This window comes from Mycolicibacterium hodleri, assembly GCF_025822245.1.
GTDB classification, from domain to species: Bacteria; Actinomycetota; Actinomycetes; order Mycobacteriales; family Mycobacteriaceae; genus Mycobacterium; species Mycobacterium hodleri.
The window spans coordinates 90,845-115,463 of the sequence record NZ_JACKTL010000052.1 but is presented as its reverse complement, the minus strand read 5'-3'; the positions used below and the strand labels follow the sequence as shown (position 1 = coordinate 115,463).

At 66.9% G+C, this 24,619-nt stretch carries 22 protein-coding genes, 2 pseudogenes and 1 riboswitch; of the genes and pseudogenes, 16 read left to right on the top strand and 8 right to left on the bottom strand.

Translation table 11 applies throughout. From position 1 onward, the window contains the following. The first annotated feature begins 71 nt into the window (after positions 1-71). The 5 genes and pseudogenes from sdhC to H7J06_RS22350 form a co-directional block, all read left to right on the top strand. Complete coding sequence (gene sdhC / locus H7J06_RS22370; RefSeq protein WP_264041371.1) at positions 72-497, top strand: succinate dehydrogenase, cytochrome b556 subunit; 426 nt, start codon at positions 72-74, stop codon at positions 495-497. Then, entirely contained in the window at positions 494-976 is a 483-nt protein-coding gene (locus H7J06_RS22365; RefSeq protein WP_264041370.1) for a succinate dehydrogenase hydrophobic membrane anchor subunit, read from the top strand. The genes sdhC and H7J06_RS22365 overlap by 4 nt, the downstream gene beginning before the upstream one ends. A 19-nt stretch (positions 977-995) precedes the next feature. Beyond that, on the top strand, positions 996-2,750 hold the full coding sequence (gene sdhA / locus H7J06_RS22360) for a succinate dehydrogenase flavoprotein subunit (protein ID WP_264041369.1): 1,755 nt from the start codon (positions 996-998) through the stop codon (positions 2,748-2,750). 31 nt (positions 2,751-2,781) lie between these two features. Further along, on the top strand, positions 2,782-3,567 hold the full coding sequence (locus H7J06_RS22355) for a succinate dehydrogenase iron-sulfur subunit (RefSeq protein ID WP_308205817.1): 786 nt from the start codon (positions 2,782-2,784) through the stop codon (positions 3,565-3,567). 43 nt (positions 3,568-3,610) lie between these two features. Next, a pseudogene (locus tag H7J06_RS22350) lies at positions 3,611-4,219 on the top strand (carboxymuconolactone decarboxylase family protein); the annotation flags it as partial. Positions 4,220-4,267: 48 nt separating this feature from the next. On the opposite strand, the gene H7J06_RS22345 reads toward H7J06_RS22350, so the two are convergent. Further along, positions 4,268-5,173 (bottom strand): sigma-70 family RNA polymerase sigma factor, encoded by a 906-nt coding sequence (locus tag H7J06_RS22345; protein ID WP_264041367.1) that lies wholly within the window; start codon positions 5,171-5,173, stop codon positions 4,268-4,270. A gap of 181 nt (positions 5,174-5,354) precedes the next feature. On the opposite strand from H7J06_RS22345, the gene H7J06_RS22340 reads away from it, so the two are divergent. The 4 genes from H7J06_RS22340 to H7J06_RS22325 all read left to right on the top strand — a co-directional run bounded on the left by H7J06_RS22340 (position 5,355) and on the right by H7J06_RS22325 (position 11,079). Then, the gene (locus H7J06_RS22340) at positions 5,355-7,055 is read left to right on the top strand and encodes an APC family permease (RefSeq protein WP_264041365.1); all 1,701 of its coding nucleotides are present in this window, start codon (positions 5,355-5,357) and stop codon (positions 7,053-7,055) included. A gap of 67 nt (positions 7,056-7,122) precedes the next feature. Beyond that, positions 7,123-8,634, top strand: coding sequence for an APC family permease (locus tag H7J06_RS22335; RefSeq protein ID WP_264041364.1), 1,512 nt, complete (start codon positions 7,123-7,125; stop codon positions 8,632-8,634). Positions 8,635-8,660: 26 nt separating this feature from the next. Further along, complete coding sequence (locus tag H7J06_RS22330) at positions 8,661-9,521, top strand: universal stress protein (protein WP_264041363.1); 861 nt, start codon at positions 8,661-8,663, stop codon at positions 9,519-9,521. A 62-nt stretch (positions 9,522-9,583) separates the two neighbouring features. Then, positions 9,584-9,695: riboswitch (TPP riboswitch) on the top strand. Then, on the top strand, positions 9,691-11,079 hold the full coding sequence (locus H7J06_RS22325) for a purine-cytosine permease family protein (protein ID WP_264041362.1): 1,389 nt from the start codon (positions 9,691-9,693) through the stop codon (positions 11,077-11,079). (Overlaps the previous riboswitch by 5 nt.) 75 nt (positions 11,080-11,154) lie before the next feature. Here H7J06_RS22325 and H7J06_RS22320 read toward each other — a convergent pair whose 3' ends face one another. Both H7J06_RS22320 and H7J06_RS22315 read right to left on the bottom strand, forming a co-directional pair. Further along, positions 11,155-12,294 (bottom strand): FAD-dependent oxidoreductase, encoded by a 1,140-nt coding sequence (locus H7J06_RS22320; RefSeq protein WP_264041361.1) that lies wholly within the window; start codon positions 12,292-12,294, stop codon positions 11,155-11,157. A 26-nt stretch (positions 12,295-12,320) separates the two neighbouring features. After that, complete coding sequence (locus H7J06_RS22315; RefSeq protein WP_264041360.1) at positions 12,321-13,796, bottom strand: gamma-aminobutyraldehyde dehydrogenase; 1,476 nt, start codon at positions 13,794-13,796, stop codon at positions 12,321-12,323. A 123-nt stretch (positions 13,797-13,919) separates the two neighbouring features. Here H7J06_RS22315 and H7J06_RS22310 point away from each other — a divergent pair, with 123 nt between their 5' ends. From H7J06_RS22310 to H7J06_RS22295, 4 genes are all read left to right on the top strand, one after another. After that, the gene (locus tag H7J06_RS22310; protein ID WP_173008016.1) at positions 13,920-14,441 is read left to right on the top strand and encodes an Lrp/AsnC family transcriptional regulator; all 522 of its coding nucleotides are present in this window, start codon (positions 13,920-13,922) and stop codon (positions 14,439-14,441) included. Beyond that, positions 14,438-15,823, top strand: coding sequence for an aspartate aminotransferase family protein (locus H7J06_RS22305; protein WP_264041359.1), 1,386 nt, complete (start codon positions 14,438-14,440; stop codon positions 15,821-15,823). The genes H7J06_RS22310 and H7J06_RS22305 overlap by 4 nt, the downstream gene beginning before the upstream one ends. Before the next feature lie 22 nt (positions 15,824-15,845). Beyond that, positions 15,846-16,847: an SMP-30/gluconolactonase/LRE family protein gene (locus H7J06_RS22300; protein WP_372515386.1), complete on the top strand. Its 1,002-nt coding sequence runs from the start codon at positions 15,846-15,848 to the stop codon at positions 16,845-16,847. A 159-nt stretch (positions 16,848-17,006) separates the two neighbouring features. Beyond that, positions 17,007-18,254: a D-alanyl-D-alanine carboxypeptidase family protein gene (locus H7J06_RS22295; protein ID WP_264041356.1), complete on the top strand. Its 1,248-nt coding sequence runs from the start codon at positions 17,007-17,009 to the stop codon at positions 18,252-18,254. Here the strand turns inward: H7J06_RS22295 and yhjD are convergent. The 3 genes and pseudogenes from yhjD to H7J06_RS22280 form a co-directional block, all read right to left on the bottom strand. Further along, entirely contained in the window at positions 18,251-19,276 is a 1,026-nt protein-coding gene (yhjD, locus tag H7J06_RS22290; RefSeq protein WP_264041354.1) for an inner membrane protein YhjD, read from the bottom strand. The two genes, H7J06_RS22295 and yhjD, sit on opposite strands and share 4 nt — an antisense overlap. A gap of 17 nt (positions 19,277-19,293) precedes the next feature. Next, positions 19,294-20,310: a tryptophan--tRNA ligase gene (trpS, locus tag H7J06_RS22285; protein WP_264041352.1), complete on the bottom strand. Its 1,017-nt coding sequence runs from the start codon at positions 20,308-20,310 to the stop codon at positions 19,294-19,296. Between the two features lie 45 nt (positions 20,311-20,355). Beyond that, a pseudogene (locus tag H7J06_RS22280) lies at positions 20,356-20,664 on the bottom strand (exodeoxyribonuclease III); the annotation flags it as partial. Positions 20,665-20,700: 36 nt separating this feature from the next. On the opposite strand from H7J06_RS22280, the gene H7J06_RS22275 reads away from it, so the two are divergent. The 3 genes from H7J06_RS22275 to H7J06_RS22265 all read left to right on the top strand — a co-directional run bounded on the left by H7J06_RS22275 (position 20,701) and on the right by H7J06_RS22265 (position 23,273). Continuing rightward, positions 20,701-22,065, top strand: a complete 1,365-nt coding sequence (locus H7J06_RS22275) for a recombinase family protein (RefSeq protein WP_264041350.1) — start codon at positions 20,701-20,703, stop codon at positions 22,063-22,065. 610 nt (positions 22,066-22,675) lie between these two features. Then, complete coding sequence (locus H7J06_RS32455; RefSeq protein ID WP_264041348.1) at positions 22,676-22,888, top strand: helix-turn-helix transcriptional regulator; 213 nt, start codon at positions 22,676-22,678, stop codon at positions 22,886-22,888. A gap of 220 nt (positions 22,889-23,108) precedes the next feature. Next, positions 23,109-23,273, top strand: a complete 165-nt coding sequence (locus tag H7J06_RS22265; protein WP_264041346.1) for a hypothetical protein — start codon at positions 23,109-23,111, stop codon at positions 23,271-23,273. Between the two features lie 544 nt (positions 23,274-23,817). Here the strand turns inward: H7J06_RS22265 and H7J06_RS22260 are convergent. Both H7J06_RS22260 and H7J06_RS22255 read right to left on the bottom strand, forming a co-directional pair. Next, the gene (locus H7J06_RS22260) at positions 23,818-24,033 is read right to left on the bottom strand and encodes a hypothetical protein (protein WP_264041343.1); all 216 of its coding nucleotides are present in this window, start codon (positions 24,031-24,033) and stop codon (positions 23,818-23,820) included. Between the two features lie 28 nt (positions 24,034-24,061). Further along, entirely contained in the window at positions 24,062-24,556 is a 495-nt protein-coding gene (locus H7J06_RS22255) for a hypothetical protein (protein ID WP_264041341.1), read from the bottom strand. Positions 24,557-24,619: the final 63 nt, after the last annotated feature.

Sequence of the window (24,619 nt, the reverse complement as noted above, 5' to 3'; positions counted from 1 at the left end):
GACAGCATGAAACCGCCGTCTCCCAGACCGTCCACCGAAGGTGTTGGAGGCGCGGAAGTGAGTACCCGAACATGACGCAGACAACAGCGGATTCCGCGATACCCGCCCCGCGGTCGTCGCCCACCCGACGCCGCACCCTCTATCGCGGAGACCCCGGCATGTGGTCGTGGGTCTTGCACCGCGTGACGGGCGCGACGATCTTCTTCTTCCTGTTCGTCCACGTGCTCGACACGGCCCTCGTACGCGTCAGCCCCGAGGCCTACAACGCGATCATCGACACCTACAAGACGCCGATCATCGGGCTGATGGAGATGGGTCTCGTCGTCGCGGTGCTCTACCACGCGCTCAACGGCATCCGCATCATCCTGATCGACTTCTGGCAGAACGGTCCCAAGTACCAGCGCCTCATGCTCTGGATCGTCCTCGGCGTGTGGATCAGCGTGTTCATCGTCGCCCTCGGAGTAATGGGCATGCACATGGCGGAGCGTTTCCTATGAGCCCTTCTCGCGAAAACCCGTACGACCACGTCAGCGAGCGCGGCGGCCCAGCGCCCGTCATGCAGCGCAGCTACGACCGGCCCGCCGGCCTGGACAACCCGCGCTCCCCGCGCGGCCGCAGCGCCATGCCGAACTTCGAGAAGTACGCGTGGCTCTTCATGCGCTTCTCGGGCGTCGTCCTGGTCGTCCTGGCCCTCGGGCACCTCTTCATCGGTCTGATCTGGGACGGCGGCGTCTACCGGATCGACTTCAACTACGTCGCACAGCGCTGGGCCTCGCCGTTCTGGCAGACCTGGGATCTGCTGCTGCTGTGGCTGGCCCAGCTGCACGGCGGCAACGGCATGCGCACGATCATCAACGACTACGCCCGCAAGGACACCACCAAGTTCTGGTTGAACACCCTGCTGGGGCTGTCGGTGTTGTTCACGGTCGTGCTCGGCACCTACGTGCTGTTGACGTTCGACGCAAACATTTCCTGAGCCAGATGGAGTCCAGACAATGCTGATCGAACACCGATACGACGTCGTCATCGTGGGTGCGGGCGGCGCGGGCATGCGCGCGGCCGTCGAGGCAGGACCGCGCGTGCGGACCGCCGTCCTGACCAAGCTGTACCCGACGCGCAGCCACACCGGCGCCGCCCAGGGCGGCATGTGCGCCGCGCTGGCCAACGTCGAGGACGACAACTGGGAATGGCACACGTTCGACACCGTCAAGGGCGGCGACTACCTCGCCGACCAGGATGCCGTCGAGATCATGTGCAAGGAAGCCATCGACGCGGTCTACGACCTCGAGAAGATGGGCATGCCGTTCAACCGCACGCCCGAGGGCCGCATCGACCAGCGCCGCTTCGGCGGGCACACCCGGGACCACGGCAAGGCCCCCGTCCGGCGTGCCTGTTACGCCGCCGACCGCACCGGTCACATGATCCTGCAGACCCTGTACCAAAACTGCGTCAAACACGACGTCGAGTTCTTCAACGAGTTCTACGCGCTGGACCTGGTCATGTCGGACACCCCCGGCGGCCCGGTGGCGACCGGCATCGTCGCCTACGAACTGGCCAGCGGCGACATCCACGTGTTCCACGCCAAGGCGATCGTGTTCGCCACGGGCGGTTCCGGCCGGATGTACAAGACGACGTCCAACGCGCACACCCTGACCGGTGACGGGCTGGGAATCATCTTCCGCAAGGGACTTCCCCTGGAGGACATGGAGTTTCACCAGTTCCACCCGACCGGTCTGGCCGGGCTCGGAATTCTGATCTCCGAGGCGGTCCGCGGCGAGGGCGGGCGTCTGCTCAACGCCGACGGTGAACGCTTCATGGAGCGCTACGCCCCGACCATCGTCGACCTGGCGCCGCGCGACATCGTGGCCCGGTCGATGGTCCTCGAGGTGCTCGAGGGCCGCGGCGCCGGACCCAACAAGGACTACGTCTACATCGACGTCCGCCACCTCGGTGCCGACGTCCTGGAGGCGAAGCTGCCCGACATCACCGAGTTCGCCCGCACCTACCTGGGCGTCGACCCGGTCACCGAACTGGTGCCGGTCTACCCGACGTGCCACTACGTGATGGGCGGCATCCCGACCACGGTCAACGGACAGGTGTTGCGCGACAACGACTCCATCGTCCCCGGCCTCTACGCCGCCGGTGAGTGCGCATGCGTGTCGGTGCACGGCTCCAACCGGCTGGGCACCAACTCGCTGCTGGACATCAACGTCTTCGGCCGTCGGGCCGGCATCGCGGCGGCCAGCTACGCGCTCGGACACGACTTCGTGGACATGCCCGCCACCCCGGCGAACATGGTGACCGACTGGGTCGGCGACATCCTCTCCGAGCACGGCAACGAGCGGGTGGCCGACATCCGTGGCGCCCTGCAGCAGTCGATGGACAACAACGCCGCCGTCTTCCGCACCGAGGAGACCCTCAAGCAGGCGCTGACCGACATCCACGGCTTCAAGGAGCGGTACGCCCGAATCACCGTGCAGGACAAGGGCAAGCGCTACAACAGCGACCTGCTCGAGGCGATCGAGCTGGGCTTCCTGCTGGAGCTGGCCGAGGTCACCGTGGTGGGCGCGCTCAACCGCAAGGAGTCCCGCGGCGGCCACGCCCGCGAGGACTACCCGAACCGCGACGACACGAACTACATGCGTCACACCATGGCGTACAAGCAGGGCACCGACCTGCTCAGCGACATCCGGCTGGACTACAAGCCGGTCGTCCAGACCCGCTACGAGCCGATGGAACGGAAGTACTGATGAGCCGCTTGCGCGAAGAGGAGACTGCACAGTGAGTGCGCCCGTTTTGGACAAGCCCAACACCGGCGACTCCGCCACCCCGCCCGTTCCCGAGGGCGCGGTGATGGTGACGTTGAAGATCGCCCGGTTCAACCCCGACGATCCCGACGCCCAGGGCTTCCAGAGTTTCCGCGTCCCGTGCCTGCCGACCGACCGGCTGCTCAACCTGCTGCACTACGCCAAGTGGTACCTCGACGGCACGCTGACCTTCCGCCGGTCGTGCGCGCACGGCGTGTGCGGTTCCGACGCCATGCGCATCAACGGCGTCAACCGGCTGGCGTGCAAGGTGCTGATGCGCGACATGCTGCCCAAGAAGCCCGGCAAGCAGCTGACGATCACGATCGAACCGATCCGCGGGTTGCCCGTCGAGAAGGACCTCGTCGTCGACATGGAACCGTTCTTCGACGCGTTCCGCGCCGTCAAGCCGTTCCTCATCACCAGCGGCAACGAGCCGACGCGCGAACGCATTCAGAGCCAGACCGACCGCGCCCGCTACGACGACACCACCAAGTGCATCCTGTGCGCCTGCTGCACCACGAGCTGCCCGGTGTTCTGGAACGAGGGCTCCTACTTCGGTCCTGCCGCGATCGTCAACGCGCACCGGTTCATCTTCGACAGCCGTGACGAGGCCGCCGCCGAGCGCCTCGACATCCTCAACGAGGTCGACGGGGTGTGGCGCTGCCGCACGACGTTCAACTGCACCGAGTCGTGCCCACGCGGCATCCAGGTCACCAAGGCGATCCAAGAGGTCAAGCGCGCGTTGATGTTCGCCCGCTGACCGTCTGATCTCGCCAGGACTGTCACACAATCGGGGGCTGTCTCGTCCGATTGACATGACCAGCCAGACACCCCGTATAGCTCCCCTGCCCCCGAAGAAGGCCTCGCTGACGGCGCGATTGATGTACCGCTACGCCAAGCGCCGATTCGGCGAGGTACCCGCGCCGTTCGCGGTGGGCGCGCACCACATGCCGCTGCTCGTCGCCAACGCCGTGCACGAGACGTTGGTGGAGCGCGGCTCGACGAAGCTGCCCGCCGCCGTCCGCGAACTGGCGGTGTACTGGACGGCCCGCACGGTCGGCTGCTCGTGGTGCGTCGACTTCGGCGCCATGCTGATCCGCTTGGACGGGCTGGACGTCGAAAGACTCGCCCACGTCGACGACTACGCCACCTCCCCGCTCTTCACCGACGACGAACGCGCGGCCATCGCCTACGCAGACGCGATGACCACCGACCCGCATCTGGTCACCGACGAGCAGGTGGCCGATCTGCGGCGGCGCTTCGGCGACGCCGGCGTGATGGAGCTGACCTATCAGATCGGCCTGGAGAACATGCGCGCCAGGATGAACACCGCGTTGGGAATCGCCGAGCAGGGCTTCAGCTCCGGGGACGCCTGCCGGGTTCCGTGGGCCGACCCGTCGAGTGTGCGCTGAGATCGCGATTCGGGCGGATACCCCGATCTCACAGCACACGCGATGCGGTCAGGGAGCGCCGAGCGGCGACGCCGTGAACTTGTCCGGGTTGGCGACGTCCCAGATGGCGCACACCCTGCCGTCGCGGACGGTCAGCGCCTGAATGTGGGGCTGCATGGCGGGCCCGTCGCCGTCGGCCTCGAAGCCGGTGGTCAGCAGCCCCAGCTCACCGTTGACCAACACCGGCTGGGCCGACTCGAGGAACCGCGGCCCGTACCGCTGCGCCAGACCGAAGACGAAGCGCGCCACCTTGTCCGCGCCGTGGATGACGCGGGCGGCGGTGGGCGCCTTGCGGTTCGAGTCGCCGGTGAACGTGACGTCGGGGTGAAGGAGGGCGACGACGGCGGCCATGTCGCCGACGGCCATCGCCGCCGTCAGCTTCCCGACGACCTCGTCGTGTGAGGGATCACGGGTGGGGGCGTCGGCGATCGTCCGCCTGGCCCGGGACGCGAGCTGCCGCGCCGAGGCCGCGCTGATCCCGAGCACGTCGGCGACCTCCCCGAAGGGCACCGCGAAGCCGTCGTGCAACACGAACGCGACGCGCTGGTCCGGGGTGAGCCGTTCGAGCACCACCATCGCGACGAAGCGGGCGTCCTCGTCGGCGACCACGGCGGCGAGTGGGTCCGACCGGTCCAGTGGCGTCACCACCGGTTCGGGCAGCCACTCGCCGAAGTACGTCTCGCGGCGGTGCGCTGCCGACCGAAGTCGGTCGAGCCCGATCCGGCTGACGACCGTGGTCAGCCACGCCCGCGGATCGGTGATCCCGTCCTGCGCGGGGCCGAGCGCCTCCCAGCGCAACCAGGCGTCCTGAACCGCGTCCTCGGCGTCGGCGTAGGTTCCCACGAGCCGATAGGCGACCGCCAACAGATGCGAGCGCAGTGGCTCGAACTCGTCGCGGCGTCGGGCGGAGATCACCAGCTCAGGGTAGTGACGCCCGCCCCGGTGAGCCGATTAGCAAACCGTTGCACATTGGCACTTCCATGACGGATTCCATCCTGTGAAGTGTCTGTGAGAACTAATTTCGTCGTCAGCGAGCGGTTTGGCAACTGAAACCGTATTCTCCAACAGTTCGTCTTGGTGGAACGAGGGAGATGCGATGACTGCGGTCGACACGGGTAATTCGGGGACCGCCGGGACGGTCGACAGCAAGGGCCTCAAGGGCGGTTCGCTCGGACTCCTCTCCAGTGTCGTGGTCGGCATGGCGTCCACCGCCCCCGCCTACAGTCTGGCAGCAGTTCTCGGCCTCATCGTGGCGAGCGGCGCAGGTGTCAAGGCGGCCTCGATCGTGCTGCTGGCCTTCGTCCCGATCTATCTGATCGCCGTGGCGTACCAGGAACTCAACAAGGCCGAACCCGACTGCGGCACCACCTTCACCTGGGCGTCACGCGCCTTCGGCCCGCTGATCGGCTGGATGGGCGGCTGGGGCATCATCGCCGCCGACGTCATCGTGATGGCCAACCTGGCGCAGATCGCCGGTGCGTACTCGTTCACCTTCGTCGGCGACCTCGGCTGGACGGCCGCCGCCGACCTCGCCAACAGCACGCTGTGGTCGACCGTCGCCGGCGTCATCTGGATCGCCGTCATGACCTACATCTGCTATCGCGGGATCGAAGTGTCGGCCCGCCTGCAGTACTTCCTCCTTGGCTTCGAGGTCATCGTCCTCGTCCTGATCTCCATCTACGCCCTGGTGAAGGTCTACACGAGCCACGCGCTGCCCGAGTCGATCCATCCGTCGCTGTCCTGGTTCTGGCCCGGCGGCCTGGACTTCGGCACCGTGATCGCCCCGGCCATCCTGATCGCGATCTTCATCTACTGGGGTTGGGACACCGCGGTGGCCTGCAACGAGGAGTCCGACGATCCCGGCACCACCCCCGGCAAGGCCGCCGTGCTCTCGACGTTCCTGCTGCTGGCCACCTACGCGATCGTCACCGTGGCCACCGTGGCCTTCGCCGGAGTCGGGGAAACCGATGCGGGACTGGGCAATCCGGACAACTCGGCCGACGTGTTCGCCGCCATCGGACCCGCCCTGTTCGGCAACAGCGTCATCGGCCACATCGGTCTGCTCGCACTGTCGGCGACGATCCTGACCTCGGCGTCGGCGTCGACGCAGACCACGATCCTGCCGACCGCCAGGACCACGCTGTCAATGGGCGTCTACAAGGCCCTGCCGACGTCGTTTGCGAAGATTCACCGCAAGTACCTGACCCCGACGGTCTCCACGGTCGTGATGGGTGTGGTGTCGATCTTCTTCTACGTGCTGTTCACCCTCATCAGCAGCAGCCTCCTGCTGGCTCTCATCGGTTCGGTGGGCCTGATGATCGCCTTCTACTACGGCATGACCGGCTACGCCTGCGTGTGGTACTACCGCAAGACGCTCACGACCTCGGCGCGCGACTTCATGATGCGCGGGGTGGTGCCGCTCCTGGGCGCCATCATGCTCACGGTGGTCTTCGCCTACGGACTGATCTCCTACGCCAAGCCCGACTACCTCGTCGACGACGACGGCAACGACGTCACGATCCTCGGCTTCGGTGCGGTTGCCGTGGTCGGCATCGGGGCGCTCGTCCTCGGCGTAATCCTGATGTTCGTGTGGTGGGCGATGTCGCCGAGCTTCTTCAAGGGTGAAACCCTGCCGCGCCGTTCGGATCTCCTGCTCGAGCCCGCCGTCGGCTCGGTCGCCCACTTCGGCCTGCCCGACTCCGGTGACATGCCGACCGTCATCTCGCAGGATCTGTCGAACCTTCCGCGCGGCGAACGGGCCGTCGACCCGTCCACCGGGGAGGAATTCACCAGATAGGGCTGACCGCTCACAGGATTCTCGCAGTACCCAGCCAGGTGGTTCGCAGAACCGTATATTCCCTCGCATGGCGATCGCGGAACCGGCGGCAGGTCCCGTCACAGGAGGCAAGGGCCTGCAGTCCGGGGCGCTCGGCCTGGTCGGCAACGTCGTCATCGGGCTGGCCGCCGTGGCGCCGGCCTACAGCCTGGCGGCGACGCTCGGGTACGTCGTACTGGCCGTCGGGGAGAAGGCTCCCGCGATGTTCGTGCTGGCGTTCATCCCGATGCTGCTGGTCGCCTTCGGCTACAAGGAACTGTCCCAGGACACCCCCGACTGCGGCACGACGTTCACCTGGGGCACCAAGGCCTTCGGCCCGTGGATCGGCTGGATCGGCGGGTGGGGGCTGGCGGTGTCGGCGATCATCGTGCTGGCCAACGTCGCCGAGGTCGCCGCGATCTACCTGTACCGGTTCCTCGGCCTTGAGGAGCTCGCGGACAACCTTGTGGCCAAGGTGCTGCTCGGCTCCTTCTTCATCATCGCCATGACGCTGGTCAGCGCCCGCGGCGTCGCCGTGTCGGAGAAGATGCAGAACGTCCTCATCGCCGTCCAGTTCGGCGTACTGATCATCGTCAGCATCATCGCGCTCATCCGGGTCTTCGCCGGAAACGCTGGCGCGCAGGCGATCACGCCGCAGCTGTCCTGGCTGTGGCCGGGCGGGCTGGACCTGTCGTCAATCGCTGCGGCGATCATCCTGTGCATCTTCATCTATTGGGGCTGGGACGCCTGCCTTGCCGTGGGCGAGGAGACCAAGGACCCCGGCAAGACGCCGGGCATCGCGGCCGTCGTCACCACCCTGATCCTGGTGTGCACCTACGTCCTGGTGGCCTACGCCATTCAGTCCTTCGCCGGTTTCAGCGACGTCGGCATTGGCCTCAACAACGCCAACAACACCGACGACGTCCTCACGGTCCTCGGTGAGCCGGTGGCGGGCAGCGTCGTCGCCTCCCTGCTGCTGCTGACGGTCGCCGTATCGGCCCTGTCGTCGACTCAGACCACCATCCTGCCGACGGCGCGCGGCACCCTGTCGATGGCGGTCTACGAGGCCATCCCCAAGCGCTTCGCGAGCGTGCACCCCAAGTACATGACGCCTGCCTTCGGCACCATCGTGATGGGTTGCGCGGCACTGTTCTTCTATCTGGTGCTGACGTTCCTCTCGGAGAACGCCCTGGCCGACTCCGTGGCGTCGTTGGGCCTGGCCGTCGCGTTCTACTACGGCGTCACCGCATACAGCTGCGTGTGGTACTTCCGCCGCACGCTGTTCTCGTCGGTGCGAAACCTGTTCTTCCGCGGCGTCTTTCCGCTCTTGGGTGCCATCTCGATGACGTGGGCGTTCGTCTACAGCGCGATCGAGATGATGTCACCCGACTACGGCTACACCGCCTTCGGACCGCTGGGCGGGGTCTTCGTGCTCGGCGTCGGCATGCTGGTGCTCGGCATCCCGCTGATGCTGGCCTGCTTCGCGTTCGGCACCAAACGCTTCTTCCGCGGTGAGACGCTCGACGCCTCGACCGAGGTCAAGGTCCCCGACACCTTCTGAACCACTCCGAAAGGGCGTGAACGGCAATGCACTTGACCGTGGGCTACCTGGCAACGCCGACCGGTGAGGACGGCGTCGCGTTGGCCGGCGCATTGGCCAACACCTTCGACGCGACGGTCGACGTCGTACTGGTCGTCCGCGAGGAGTACCCCGACGGCCACCCCGGCCGGGCGGAGTATCAGCAGTTGCTGGTCCGCAAGGGCGAGGAGTGGGCCGACCAGGCCGTCACGGCGCTGGCCAAGGTCGGCGTGGCCGCCGCAGCCCACGTCCTGGTGGGCGAGTCCTACTCCGAGACGCTGATCGCATTCGCCGAGGAGAAGCACTCCGATCTGATCGTGATCGGCGGCGCGCGGGACGGCATCTTCGGCGGCCACGTGATCGGCTCGGTGGCCGGCGCCCTGCTGCACTGCTCCCCCATTCCGGTCGCGCTCGCCCCGCGCGGCTACCACGACGACCCGCCCTCGACGATCACGTCGGTGACGGCGGCGGTCCCGACCAAGGCCGGCGACGACAATCCCCTGCCGTTTGCGCTCGTGCTCGCCAGCGCCGCCGGAGTGCCGATCCGCATGCTGTCGCTGGTGTCCGGTGAGAGCATGGCCCACCTGGACAGCCCGAAAGACGTTCGGCAGGCTCAAGTCACGGCTGCCGAGTCGAATCTCGTCCTCGCCGCGCGCGCCGTGCCCGATGCTCCCGAGATCGAATCCCTGGTGGCCGACGGCGCGACGCTGGAGTCGGCACTGAAGAAGCTCAACTGGGACGACTCCGACGTGTTGGTGATCGGGTCGAGCCGATTCGCCGCCCCCAAGCGCCTTTTTCTTGGGTCGACGGCAGCGCGCATCCTCGCCGGCGTCGACGCGCCGGTGATCGTGGTGCCCAAGGAGGAGTAGCGCTCCGCCGTGCCGACGACGGGATCGCTGCGCGCGCCGGCCGGGGATGCGCTACATTTTGCGGGCTAGAACGCGGGAGCTCGGAGATACCGGGCTGAGAGGGTGGCTGTCGAGCCACCGACCGCTTGAACCTGACCGGGTAATGCCGGCGTAGGGAGAGTGAGCTTTGATGTCCGTCGTCATGCGCCGTGTGCGCCCATCCGGCCGGCGTGGTTCCGCCAACGAGGTCCCGACCACGCTGGTCGAGCCGGCCCCCCGCGTGCTGGGGGTCTTCGACCAGCTGGGCCTGTGGGGAAACCTCGGGGTCAGCCTGCTCGGATTCACCGGCGCGGCAGTCGTTCTCCAGCCGGGCGGCCCCGGAACGCCGCAGCTGTCGCTGATGGCGGCGCTCCTGGCCACCGTCGTCGGGACGGTGCTCGGCGCGGCCGCGATCGCGGCGTCGGCGATACCGGGAGCGCAGACCGGTGCGCCTGCGATGGTGCTGCTGCGTGGTCTGCTGGGCGCACGGGTGTCCTACCTGCCGACGGTGCTCAACATCGTGCAGATGATCGGGTGGGGCACGTTCGAGTTGGTCACCATCGCGACGGCGGCCGCCACCGTGCTGCCCGCCGTACCGCAGTGGATCTTCGTCGTCGTGGGCGGTGTCATCACGACCGGCCTGTCACTGTATCCGCTCGGCGCGGTCCGCGTGCTCCGCAAGTACGTCACCGTCGCCGTGGTGATCGCGTTGGCCTACTTGTTGTTTCAGCTGCTGGCCAAGCCGCTGCCGCCGTTGACGCAAGGCACCTGGTCGGGATTCAGCGTTGGCGTCGACACCACCGTTGCGGTGGCGGTGTCCTGGGTGCCGATGGCCGCCGACTACGCCCGGCACTCCCGGAGTTCGGCGGCGGCGTTCACCGGGGCCTTCTTCGGATACGGACTGACCCAGATCGCCTGCTACGCACTCGGCCTGCTGGCGTTGGTCACCGTGGCCGCCGACGGGGACCAGATCTTCGCCGCGTTCATCGCCGTCCCCCTCGGAGGGCTGGCCTTCGCCGTGCTCGCCATTCGGGAGATGGATCAGTCGTTCGCCAACGTCTACTCGGCGACGGTGTCGACGCAGAACGTGCGGCCCCGGTGGGACCGTCGGTACGTCGCGGTCACGGTGGGAGTGCTCATCACCGTGCTGGCGCTCGTGGTGAACATCTACGGCTACGCCAGTTTCCTGTCGCTGATCGGTTCGGTGTTCGTGCCCTTGTTCGCGGTGCTCACGATCGACTACTACTGCTTCTCCGGTAGGCAGGGGTGGGATCTGACGTCGGAGTCGGCCGCACGCTGGCTGATGCTGGTGCCGTGGGCGCTGGGCTTCGTGACCTACCAGCTGATCTACCCGGGTCAGGTCGGCTGGTGGGCGCAGGCCTGGGGCGACCTCGCGCAAGCGATCGGCTTCGTCGCCCGCCCGTGGATGAGTGCCTCGATCTTCTCGTTCGCCGTCGCGGCGGCACTGACGCTGGTGGTCGGCGGTGCGTCGCGGTGGGCCCGTCGGCGTTCGCCCACCCAGCCGGTCAGCGCTTGCTGACGATGGTGCGGTGCCAGTCCCCTTCCGCCGTGGCGGTGGCGCCGTGCCGCGCGGCAGTACATACCGCCCCGCCACCTAGTGCCTGCCCAGGACGTGCGGCCCCGACCTTGCCGGCGCCCCGTCCGCGAAGCGCGCCAACGACAGTGCCGCCACGTCCTCGTCGGGCGTTCTCCCCTCGGCGAGGTCGGCCAGGACCTCGCCCATCAGCGCCGAGTACTTGAACCCCTCGCCGGAGTCGCCGCACGCGAACACCACGCCCCCTGGCAGACGGTCCACCACGAAGCTGCCGTCGGGCGAGTCGGTCCAGACGCACACCTGCTCGTCGACCACGGTCGACGGTACCGATGCCAGGCCCGCACGTACGAAGTCACGAATGGCGTTGGTGCGAACCGGGTCTGGCACTCGGTTTACGTCGGACTGCTCGTAGTTGCGAAGCGGTGTGTCGAGGCCGATCTTGTAGCCCCGGCCGGGTGTCGGCATGCCGTAAACGCCCGGCCGGTGACCGGTCGGCCCGTCGAACAGACCGGGAAGCGCATCGCTCGAGTGTGGGTCGGCCGGATCGCCGAAGTGCACCACCTGTTCGAGATACGGCTGCAGGTCCACGTCCACGCCGACCCGGCCGAGCAGGGCGGCCGCGCCGGGACCCGCCGCGAGCACCACGACGTCGGCGTCGACGAACCGGCCGTCGGCGAAGGATATTCGAACGCCGGACGTCCGGGTGGCGACGTCGACGACGTCGTGGCCGAACAGCGTTGTGCCCGTGAACAACCCCAATTGCGCACGCAGCGAGATCTCGGCAAGGACGACGCCGGCCACTGGCTGCCACACCGCGTCGCGACCGTCGGGCCGCAGCCCGGGGAAGAACCGCTCGACGTCCTGCGCCGACACCTCGGTGTGCTCGACGTCCTGCTCTGCGAGCGTCTCGAGAAGGGCGGGCAGCGACACGTCGTCGCGCCACACCAGCCCCCGGGTGAGGAACACCTCGATGTTCGCGCGCTCGGCGAGCCGTCGCATCGCCTCCAGCCCGCGACGGGCCAACCTCACCCGGGCCGGATTGGGGTCGGCGAGTCGCCACAGCCGCGAGTGACCCACCGACGACGACAGCGCGTTGAACGGACCGTGGCGGTCGACGAGGATGACGTCGTGCCCGCGCCGGGACATTTCTGCCGCCGCGGGCAGACCCCATGCGCCCGCACCGATCACGATGCACTTCACTGCTCGAACTGATCGCAGACCAACGATCAGCGCTTACTGAAGATGATCCGGTGCCAATCCTTTTCGGCCTTGGCGGTGATGTCGCTCATCACGTGCTTGATGGTGAGGTACTCCTCGAAGGAGTAGTCGCTCATGTCCTTGCCGAAGCCGGACGCGCCGACGCCGCCGTGCGGCATCTCGCTGATGATCGGAATGTGGTCGTTGATCCACACGCACCCGGCGTGCATCTCGCGCGAGGCCCGCTGCGCCCGGTAGACGTCCCGGGTCCACGCCGAGGCCGCCAACCCGTACTCGGTGTCGTTGGCCTGCCGGATGCCGTCGTCGTCGTCGGTGAACGGTCGCGCGACGAGCACGGGCCCGAAGATCTCGCTGCGGTAGGCCTCGGAGCGTTCGTCGACGTCGGCGATCAACGTCGGCCGGTAGAACGAACCGGGCAAGTCGGGGGCGCTGCCCCCGGTGACGATGCGCCCGCCCTCCCCGGGGGCGCGGTCGACGATGCCTGCGACCTTGGCGCGGTGTGCGTGGGTGATCAACGGTCCCAGATCGGTGTCGGGATCGTGCGGGTCGCCGACGACGATCTTGCCCATCAGCTCGCCGACACCCGCGACGAAGTCGTCGTAGAGGTCGCGCGCGACGATGGCCCGGGTGGCGGCCGTGCAGTCCTGTCCGGTGTTGATCAGCGACGCGGCGACGGCACCGTGGATTGCGGCGTCCAGGTCGGCGTCGTCGAACACCAGGAACGGTGCCTTGCCGCCGAGCTCGAGCTGGGTGCGGTGCCCGTGCTGGGCCGCCGCCGCCATCACCTTGCGGCCGACGGCGGTCGAGCCGGTGAACGTCACCAAGTCGACGTCGCGGTGCCCGGCCAGCGCCGTGCCGACGTCGCCGCCGGCACCGGTGACGACGTTGAGCACGCCGGGCGGCAGGCCCGCCTCGCTGGCCAGCCGGGCCAGCGTCAGCGTGGTCAGCGGCGTGACCTCGGCGGGCTTGATCACCACCGAACACCCGGCGGCCAGCGCGGGAATCACCTTCCACACCGCCATCTGCAGTGGATAGTTCCACGGCGTGATCGTGGCGACGACGCCGATGGCCTCGCGACGGATGCTCGAGGTGTGGTCGGCGGAGTACTCCGCGGTGGCCTTGCCGTCGAGGTGCCTCGCCGCGCCGGCGAAGAAGTCGATGTTGTCCACGCTGCCCGGCACGTCGAACTCGGTGGCCAGGCGAACCGGCTTGCCGGTCTGGCTGACCTCCTCGGCCACCAGCGCCTCGGCGTGCGCACCGGCGAGGTGGGCCAGCTTGGCGAGGACCGCGGACCGTTCGGCGGGGGTGGCGGTGGCCCAGCCCGGCAACGCCGACCGCGCCGAGGCAACCGCGACGTCGACGTCGACGGGCGTCGCCAACGCGCAGTCGGCAACGACGTTTCCGGTAGCCGGATCGACGATCTGGTGCATCCCGCCGCCCGTCGTCACCTCGGCGCCGTCAATCCAACTACTCGCGATCGTCATGACTTTTACGCTAGCCGACCTTGCCCGGGCCAGCTACGCATATCCCCCGTGAAGACCGGGTAAAACGAACGATTTCATGCCATTGGTTGCCCTGAACGACGGATTCCGTGCACAATCGTCGTCATGGTCGAAAGGGATGCTCAGCCGGGCGTCCAAGCTGTCTCGTTGCGAATCAACCATTCTCGCCCTGGCGCCGCCTTTCAGCTCGACGAACTCTCCAAGGCGATCATCGAGAAGCTGCAGCAGGACGGTCGACGGTCCTACGCAGGCATCGGCAAGGCGGTCGGCCTGTCGGAGGCAGCGGTCCGTCAGCGCGTGCAGCGGATGGCCGACGCCGGCGTCATGCAAATCGTCGCCGTCACCGATCCCATGCAACTTGGCTTCGCCCGTCAGGCGATGATCGGCATCCGGTGCACCGGCGACACCACCAAGATCGCCGACAAACTCGCCGCCATCGAGTCCGTCGACTACGTGGTGCTCACCGCCGGATCCTTCGACGCCATCGTCGAAGTCGTCTGCGAAGACGACGGCGACCTGCTCGACCTGCTCAACACGAAGATCCGCGCCGTACCAGGGGTGATATCCACCGAAACTTTGGTTTACCTCAAACTCGTTAAACAGCAATATAATTGGGGCACACGATGACTCTCGTAGAATCAGATCCAACCGTATCCACCGACCTGGGCACCAAGGCCAACCGTCACTTGTGGGGCCACTTCGCCCGCCACGGCGAAGGCATCACCCCGACGATCATCACCCGGGGTGAGGGCGTCCACATCTGGGACAGCAACGGCAACAAGTACATCGACGGCCTGTCCGGGCTGTTCGTGGTGCAGGTCGGCCACGGCCGCGCCGAGTTGGCCGAGGCCGCGGCCAAGCAAGCCGAGTCGCTGGCGTTCTTCCCGCTATGGTCCTTCGCCACCCCGCCGGCCATCGAATTGGCCGAGCGCATCGCCAATTACGCTCCCGGCGACCTCAACCGCGTGTTCTTCACCACCGGCGGCGGCGAGGCCGTCGAGAGCGCGTGGAAGCTCGCCAAGCAGTACTTCAAGTTGACCGGCAAGCCGGGCAAGTACAAGGTCATCTCGCGGTCCATCGCCTACCACGGCACACCGCAGGGCGCGCTGGCCATCACCGGCATCCCCGACTTCAAGGCGCCGTTCGATCCGCCGACCCCCGGCGGTTTCCGGGTGCCGAACACCAACATCTACCGGGCGCCCGAGCAATACAGCACCGATCCCAAGGCGTGGGGACGCTACTGCGCCGACCGCATCGCCGAGGCCATCGAGTTCGAGGGCCCCGACACCGTCGCCGCCGTGTTCCTGGAGCCGGTGCAGAACGCGGGCGGATGCTTCCCTCCGCCGCCCGGATACTTCGAGCGGGTCCGCGAGATCTGCGACGAGTACGACGTGCTGCTGGTCTCCGACGAAGTCATCTGTGCCTACGGCCGGATCGGTTCGATGTTCGCCTGCGACGACTTTGGCTACGTGCCGGACATCATCACCTGCGCCAAGGGACTGACGTCGGGCTACTCGCCGATCGGCGCGATGATTGCCAGCGATCGGCTCTTCGAACCGTTCAACGACGGCAAGACCGTCTTCGGGCACGGCTACACCTTCGGCGGGCATCCCGTCTCGTCGGCGGTCGCGTTGGCCAACCTCGACATCTTCGAGCGCGAGGGCATCAACGACCACGTCAAGGAGATGGCGCCGGCGTTCAAGTCGACCCTGGAAAAGCTGTATGACCTGCCGATCGTCGGCGACGTCCGCGGCGAGGGCTTCTTCTACGGCATCGAGCTGGTCAAGGACAAGACGACCAAGGAGACCTTCAACGACGAGGAGTGCGAGCGGCTGCTGCGCGGCTTCCTGACGCCGGCTCTGTTCGAAGCGGGCCTGTACTGCCGCGCCGACGACCGTGGCGACCCAGTCGTCCAGTTGGCTCCCCCGCTGATCAGCGGTCAGAAGGAATTCGACGCGATCTACGACATCCTGCACGGTGTGTTGAGCGAAGCGGGGCGGCTTCTCTAGTCCCCCCGGTAGCCTCGTGGCGGTGACCCAGGTACCGCGACCGTCGATCGATCCCGTCCGGTGGCAACCTCCCCGGTCCAGGCGCCTTCCCGAGCCCGACCTTTCGGCTCGGCTCGGAATCGTCGCCCTGCCGGGCTTCGCGCCAGAGGACGTGGTCGTCGACGGCCGCGGTGGCGTGTACACCGGGGTCGTCGGCGGCGACATCCTGCGCGTCGACGCCGAGTCCGGGACACCCGAGGTCGTCGGCAACACCGGTGGTCGTCCGCTAGGCCTGGCCGTCGCCGGTGACGGCCGGCTGCTCGTGTGCGACAGCCATCGCGGGCTGCTGGCGATGGACGTCACCACCGGCGCAGTCGAGACACTGGTCGACTCCTTCGAGGGCAGGCAATTGACGTTCTGCTCCAATGTCGTCGAGGCATCGGACGGCACCCTCTTCTTCACGGAGTCGACCGACCGCTTTCACTACGAGCACTACAAGGGAGCGGTCCTGGAGGCGCGGGGTTCGGGGTCGCTGTTCCGACGGGACCCCGACGGCACGGTCACGCGGCTGGCGTCGGGGCTGCACTTCGCCAACGGCGTGACGCTCACCTCCGACGAGTCGGCGGTGGTGTTCGCCGAGTCGTTCGCCGCCAGGGTGTCGAAGTTTCGGCTCACCGGCGCGGACGCGGGCACCGTCACGCCGTGGGTGGAGGAGCTGCCGGGTTACCCGGACAACATCTCGACCGGTCCCGACGGCCGCATCTGGGTGGCCATGGTGTCCGGCCGCAACGCCTTCGTCGAGCGACTGGTGACCATGGCCCCGATCCTACGAAAGCTGATGTGGCGCTTGCCCTATCACTGGCTGCCCGGCGTCAAGCCGGTGGCGTGGGTGCTGGGCCTCGACCCCGGCGACGGACACGTGGTCGCACAGTTCCGCGCCGACGACCCCTCCTTCGGGGCGACGACGGGCGTCGTCCAGGAGGGCAATCGGGTGTGGCTCGGCGGCATTGGTGCGGCCACCATCGCCTACTTCGACCTGCCCTGACCCGACGCCGACTGCACGGTTGTCGTACGCATCGCCCGAGAAGGTGCGTGAACAACCGTGCGGTCGGCGCAGGGCGCATTCCCATGGGTAGCACCGGCCACTTTGGTAACAGCGTGGCAACTCCGGAAACCCGCGGCCGTCGCCTAACCTGCAGACACCATGGCGACGTTTCACACCGTGTCCCGACGCGCTGCTGCGTTGGTAGCCACTCCCCTCCTGGCAGCCTTCTGCCTGCTCGGCAGCCCAGCGCTGGCCAACGCCGACGACGCCTGCCCGTACCGGGTGGTGACGCCCCCGGCCGTCGACTCCTCCGAGGTGCCCGAGTCCGGCGACCCGCCCGCACCGCTGCCCGTGCCCGCCAAGCCGCTCGGCGGCGACGCCCTGTCCGGATGCGGAATCATCACCGCACCCGGAACCCCGCCGGTTCCCGACGACGTGTCGGCCGAGGCGTGGGTGGTCGCCGACCTCGACAGCGGCGACATCGTCGCGGCCAGAGACCCGCACGGCAGGCACCGCCCGGCCAGCATCATCAAGGTTCTGGTGGCGACGCAGGCGCTGCGGGAGCTCCCCATCAACAAGCAGGTCATCGGCACCTCCGACGACGCGGCCGCCGAGGGCACCCGGGTCGGCGTCGACAAGGGTGGCAAGTACACCGTCAACGACCTGCTGCACGGATTGTTGATGCATTCCGGCAACGACGCGGCACACGCCCTGGCCGTCCAGCTCGGGGGGATGGACACCGCCCTGGCCAAGATCAACGACCTGGCGGGCAAGCTCGGCGGCCGCGACACCCGCGCCGCCACCCCGTCCGGCCTCGACGGCCCTGGCATGAGCACCTCGGCCTACGACCTGGGGCTGTTCTATCGATACGCCTGGCAGAACGCGGTGTTCGCCAACGTCGTGGCCACCAAGACATACGACTTCCCCGGTCACCCCCGCGACGGCCAAGAGGACAGCCCCGGCTACCAGCTGGAGAACGACAACCAGCTGCTCTACAACTATCCCGGCGCCCTCGGCGGCAAGACCGGCTACACCGACGACGCCGGGCAGACGTTCGTCGGAGCGGCCGAGCGTGACGGCCGACGTCTCGTGGTGATCATGTTGCACGGCACCCGGCTGCCGATCGCCCCCTGGGAGCAGGCCGCGCACCTGCTCGACTACGGGTTCGCGACCGCACCCGGCACCAAGGTCGGCACGCTGATCGACCCCGATCCGTCGCTGACGGTGCGGGCGGCCAACCCGCTCGGCGACAACGTCCCCGCTCAGGACGTGGCGGCGTCGCCGTTGGCGAGCGCCGACGCCGTACCCGTTCGAGTCGGAGTGGGCGTGGTCGGCTCGGTCGTCGTGCTCGGACTCATCATGGGTGCCCGGTCGCTCAACCGGCGGCCCACCGAATCCCGGCGCTAACGCCGCCGCGTCAGCCGCGAAAGGCCAAGGGCGCCAAGCGCACCGACACCGACCGCGGCGATGGCTCCCCGCACGCCGAGCCCGTCGTGCATCTCCACCCGGGTGACGATCTCGGCCGGATCGGGCGGCCCGACCGGTGCCGCCGCGAGATTGTCCGGCGCCGTGGCGGCCCATGCGGTCGCGAACAGGATCAGGCGGGCGGTGATGTAGGCGAACACCATCAGACCGAGGACCGGACCGAAGGTGGCGCCCGCCGGCCCGCGAATCACCGAGGCCAGATAGACCGAGGCCACCAGCTTGAAGACCTCGAAGGCCACCGCCGCGAGAAGACCGGCCCGCGCGGCGCTGCGCAGGCTCACCGACTCCCGCGGCAGCCGGGCGATGATCCAGGTGAACAGCAGCCAGGAGATGCCGAGTGACACCACCATGGACGCGATGCGCAGCAATACTCCCAACCCGGTGAACTCGGGGATGCGGAGGAACTCGACGACGTTGCTCATCACCGTCTTGTTGCCCAGCAGCGACAGCGCGACGGTGAGGACGATCGCCACGAAGGCCGAGAGCAGCGCCAGCAGATCCGACAGCTTGGTGCTCACGAAGCCGCCGGGCTCCCCTCGCTGGTGCCCCCACATCTGGCTGAGCGCCTCCCGGAGGTTGGCCATCCAGCCGAGCCCCGCCCAAGCGGCGGTGGCCAGTCCGATGACGCCGACCGAGGTACGCGATTCGATGGCCGACTTCATCAGGTCGACGAGTTGCTTCCCGAGGTCACCGGACACCGACCCCATGATCTTCGCCTCGACCGTCCCCAGCAGATCCGGCCGGCTGGCGAGCACGAACCCGCCGGCCGCGAACGCGACCATGAGCAGGGGAAAGAGCGCGAAGATCGTGAAGTAGGTGATGCCGGCGGCGTAGAAGTCGCCCTTGCTCTCGTCGTAGCGCCCCTGCGCGCGCATGACGCGGTCGAACCAGTGGTACCTGGCTCGGAGCCGGTCCAATACGCCGGGTTCGGCCGGTTCGGTCACGCCGGTCTCCTGGTGGCCTAGGAACGCTTGTTGAGAAATCCCAATTGGTCGTATACCCGCACGAGCGTCTTTGCAGACACCTCGTTCGCCCGCTGTGCGCCCGCAGCCAGCACGGACTCCAATTCCGCGGGATCGGCCAGCATCTCGTCGACCCTGGCCTTGATGGGCGTCACGAATTCGACGACCGCGTCGGCGGTGTCGGCCTTGAGGTCCCCGTACCCGCGGCCGGCGTACCCCTCGACGAGCGCGTCGACGTCGGTGCCGGTGACCGCCGACTGGATCGTCAGCAGGTTGGACACCCCCGGCTTGGCCTCCCGGTCGAAGCGAATCTCGCGCTCGCTGTCGGTCACCGCCGACCGGATCTTCTTGGCGGTCCTCTTCGGGTCGTCGAGCAGGCTGATCAGTCCCGCGTCGGTGGCGGCCGACTTGCTCATCTTGGCCGTCGGGTCCTGCAGGTCGTAGATCTTGGCCGTCGCCTTCTGGATCATGGGCTCGGGCACCACGAACGTGCCGGGGAAGCGCGCGTTGAATCGCTGCGCCACGTCGCGGGCGAGCTCGAGGTGCTGACGCTGGTCCTCACCGACCGGCACCAGGTCGGTGGCGTAGAGCAGGACGTCCGCCGCCATCAGGACCGGGTAGGTGAACAGGCCGACGGTGGTGGCCTCAGCGCCTTCCTTCTGCGACTTGTCCTTGAACTGCGTCATCCGCGACGCCTGCCCGAAACCCGTGAAACAGCCCAGCACCCAAGCCAATTCGGCGTGCGCGGGCACGTGGCTCTGCAGGAAGACGGTGGCGCGGGCGGGGTCGACCCCCAGCGCGAGGTATTGCGCTGCCGTCACCAGGGTGCGCTGGCGCAACAGCTTGGGGTCCTGCGGGATCGTGATCGCATGCAGGTCGACGACGCAGAAGAAGGCGTCGTAGCCGTCCTGCAGTCCGACCCACTGACTGACCGCCCCCAACGCATTGCCGAGGTGGAGGGAGTCGGAGGTGGGCTGCACGCCGGAGAAGACGACGCGCCGATTCGAGGCACTCATGATGGCGTTGATCCTTCCACCCCCGTCATCCGCCGTGATCTTGGGTCAGGCGTACTCGACGGTCACCGGGGCGTGGTCGGACCAGCGCAGCGCATACGCCTCGGCCCGCTCCACCCGAGCGGTGACGACGCGACGCGCCAGTGTCGGGCTGGCCAGCTGGTAGTCGATGCGCCACCCCGCGTCGTTGTCGAACGCCTTGCCACGCCACGACCACCAGCTGTACGGGCCCGCAACGTCGGGATGCATCGCCCGGACTACGTCCACCCAGCCTGTGGCCAGCAGATCGGTCACCCACTGCCGCTCGGCGGGCAGGAAGCCGGCCTTCTTCTGATTTGCCTTCCAGGCCTTGATGTCGATTAACGCTGCCCGAGGGCACCTTATCGTCGCGGCATGAAAACCGCTTGCTACCTGCGGATGTCCGCCGACCGCGAGCTAGGGATCGACCGCCAACGTGAGGACTGCCTAGCCCTCATCGAAGCCAACGGATGGACACCCGTCGAGTACACCGACAACGAACGTAGTGCCACCCGTGGGGTGCGCCCTGCGTACCAACAGATGCTCACCGACATCGAAGCGGGAGCCATCGGTGCAATCGTCGCGTGGCACCCTGACCGGCTCTACAGGAAGTTGTCCGACCTCCTCCCCCTGATCGACCTGTGCAACGCGAGAGGCGTCACGATCACCACCCATCAGGCGGGGCTCATCGATTTGGGCACCGACGCGGGGCGGCTGAACGCAAAGATCCTCGGTGCCGTCGCGGAGAACGAAGGCGAACGCCGCACGGCACGCCAGTTGCGGGCCTTGAGGCAACGCGCCGAGGCGGGCAAGGGGTGGGGTACCCGCGCGTTCGGATACACCGCCGACGACGCCCTGATGCCACCCGAGGCCGACGCTGTTCGCGAGGCGTACACGGCGGTGCTGCAAGGTGCCACGTTGTTCCGTGTGGCGCAGACGTGGAACGACGCTGGCCTGTTCACGGCGAAGGGTGGCAACCGTTGGGTGGGGTCGAGCGTGCGCCGTGTCCTGCTGAACGCCCGCTACAAAGGCATCCGCGAGTACCACGGCCATGAGTACCCGGCGCAGTGGGAACCTGTCGTTACGAACGACGTGTGGCAATCCGCGGCTGCGATCCTCAACGATCCGAGCCGCCGCAACGGGAAGCGTGTCCGAGTTCATTTGATGACGGGTCTGATGCTTTGCGGAGAATGTCAGCGGCCCATGGGGGTTGGCACCTGCGGTGACCGTTCACACCCGCAGCGCAAGGTGTACATGTGCAAGGCCGTCGGATGCCGCAAGCTGGCCCGAGACTTCGCGAAGGTCAACGCGCTGATAGCCGACCGAGTGGTTGAGCGTCTATCACGCGATGATGCGGCCGACCTCATCGCAAGCGAAGCCGTGGACATGAACTTGCTTCGGGCCGACGCCGCCTCGATCCACTCGCGGCTAGATGAACTGGCCGACGCCCTGGAGCAGGGCTGGACCGTTGCACAGGTAGGCCGCGCCACCCGAACCGCACAGGCGAAGCTGGACGCCATCGAAGCCCAGATGATTGACGCCAACGCCGCACGGATCTTCGACGGCCTAATCGGTGTACTTGACGTACGCGCAGCGTGGGCCGCGCTGAATGTGGACAGGCAACGAGCCGTGGTCGACGCCCTCATGGTCGTAACGGTGCACCCCACCAAGCGTGGACGCGGCTGGCATCCCGAGCACATCGTCGTTGCGTGGCGCAAGGCGGAACACGCTCCCCTGTAATCCCTAAATCGCCCCCCCTAACCTGATGAAGACCGGAGTTGGCGATAGCAAACTCCCCGAGATTAAAGTTGTGGCTTACAATTAGTAGTAGAAGGGGGTGCGAGCTACATGTCCGAGACCAGAGTCATTGGCGGGCGCACCTTCACCGTGACGCACCTTCCCGCTCAGCGGGGATGGACGCGGAACGTCATAGCGCACAAGGGAGCACGTGGCGGCAGACGTGCGATTCATCGCACTGGCCGACCGGGTCCGATCAGAGTGGGCTAGTAGTACCTGAGCAGTAAGGCGGGCAGGCTCAGCGCCATAACTGAGCGTGGTGGACAACCGGGTGCCTATCGTCCCAGACCTAAGCAGCGTTGAGCTGTGAGCGACCCCCAGGCCGATCTTGCAAAAGATCAATCCCGTTGGGACGCATGTATGCCCAAGAGCGAACGGCGAAGCCCCAGAACACCAAGACGGTTGGCCCCCATCGTGAATTCGATTGGTGTTCAGCGTAGTTCGACTCCCTATACCCGAGGAGAACACGGGACATGGAGGCAATGGGGACAGAGACGTTATCCCCTCTCCCGAGCCCGTAATACAGAAGCCACTCACCAGTAGGAGCAGACCCGTGGCGCACACCGATGAACTTTTCACAATCGAGGAGGCCGCCTCGTATCTCGGCCTCGGCACGTCCCGGCTGTATCAGCTTCGGGGGACGGGTGAGGGTCCGGTTTCCTGGCGGCTAGGCAAGCGCCTGGTCTACCCGCGAAGCGGGCTCGACGCATACCGGGCGGATCAGCGGCAGCGGACCATGCGGGGGCATGGCGTGGTGACGGTGTGACCGCACCAGCCGGGGCGGTCCAGGCCGCGAAGCTCGTCAAGATGAACGGCAAGTTCGTCGTAGTCCAGTGTCCGTTTTGCGGTTGTCAGCATGCTCACGCGTCCACGTCACGCGGCTCAGCTGAGGTAGTCGCTCTGTGCCACAAACCATTCCAGCCGTTGCTGACCTACGCCATTCCCCGCGACTACACAAAGAGGACGAACTGATGGGCTATATCGCCATGGCTGACTATGAGTCGACGCCGCGCATCACCGACCCCACCGAGCTGCTGGCCGAGGAGAAGCTGAGGTCCGCATGGCTTCGTCAGCTCCTCGCCGAACGTGACGCCGAGCTGGCGGCACGGGAACGTGCCATCAACGCGGCGTACCTCGACTCACTGGGCTAGTGGCCGACGCACTCCCGCGAGCATGTATCGAATGCGGGACCGACATCGCGACCGGCTCACGGTGCCGTGACTGTCGGCTACCCCGAACGCCCCAGCCTAGCGCCACCGCCCGTGGCTACGACCACCGATGGACCGTGCTGAGCCGACTAGCGAGACAGCAGCAACCCTGGTGCACAACCTGCGGAGCCCCGAACACCGCCGACAACCCGCTTGGGGTGGATCACACCCCAGCCGCTTGGGCGAAGCTCGCCAGCGGTAGACGGCTGACCCTCGCCGACTTCGAGTCAGGTCTGTTAAGTGTGGAATGCCTCCGATGCAATGTCGCCAAGGGCAACGCTCGCGGCAGCAACGTCAACAGGCCCTCAGATCGCCTGTAGCGCAGCATCGCAGCGCCCCAGGTCCATCTCTCCAGCAAACCCCTGAACGCCTGCCAGCGTGGCGCACAGCCCCGGCGATCAGCAAAGGGGTGGCGGGGTGCCCCAAGCTGCCTCGCCGCAGGACGGACGATGCAAAGCGCGAAGCCAATTACTCTCTGGGCGTCGAGCTAGACATCGGTCATCGTCGCGGCAGAGGAACCGCCTTCTAGATTGTCGTCGGCCAGTTCGACCCATGCGCCAGGTGCGAGGTAGTGATGCGCGGTCTGGGTGCCGTCCTTGTTATCCATCGTGATGTGGAGGACACCGCTTTCCATGACCTCGTAGGTGTTCTTATCGGACTTGTAGGTCCGCTTTCCTGACTTGTGTACGACCGTGAATGCCATTTTTGCAGTCTGTCAGAGGCCACCAGTGCTACTTCTCGGCGGCTCTTGGCAGGGTGAACCGCGACTTCAAGGGATAGGCGCTGAACCGCTTTCCTTGTGTCATGCGGTCGAGGTGCCGGTTCATCGACGAGGTTGTGCGCAATGCACGCCGGAGCGCGTTCTGATAGTTCGTCATTGCCCCCTCGACCAGCTTCGCCCGCTCGTCGGCAGGCACTACAAACTGCAGGTCACTCTCCACGTCAACGGCCCAATTCATCACGCCGAGGATGGCGTCTATGAGCACCGATAGATGTCGCTCATTAGGAACCAGGAGCGTCCTGCGCAAAACCATGAGGGCGTTGTACTCGGTCCATAGTTCGGATCGAATGCCCTCATTGAGCATGTGCCCCCCATTTGCGAGACCGAGTGCCTCCCGACACAGCTCGCCCACCTTGTCGATGTGTTCGCCCAGTTCCTTGCGCTTCTCTCGCTGGTCTTCGGTGTAGGGCTTACGCGAATCCCGTCGCCAATTCAGCAGATTCACGCCGAGACTTCCTAGCCCCGCTAACCCTCCGATTTGCGTCAACGTCTCAAACCACCCCATAGG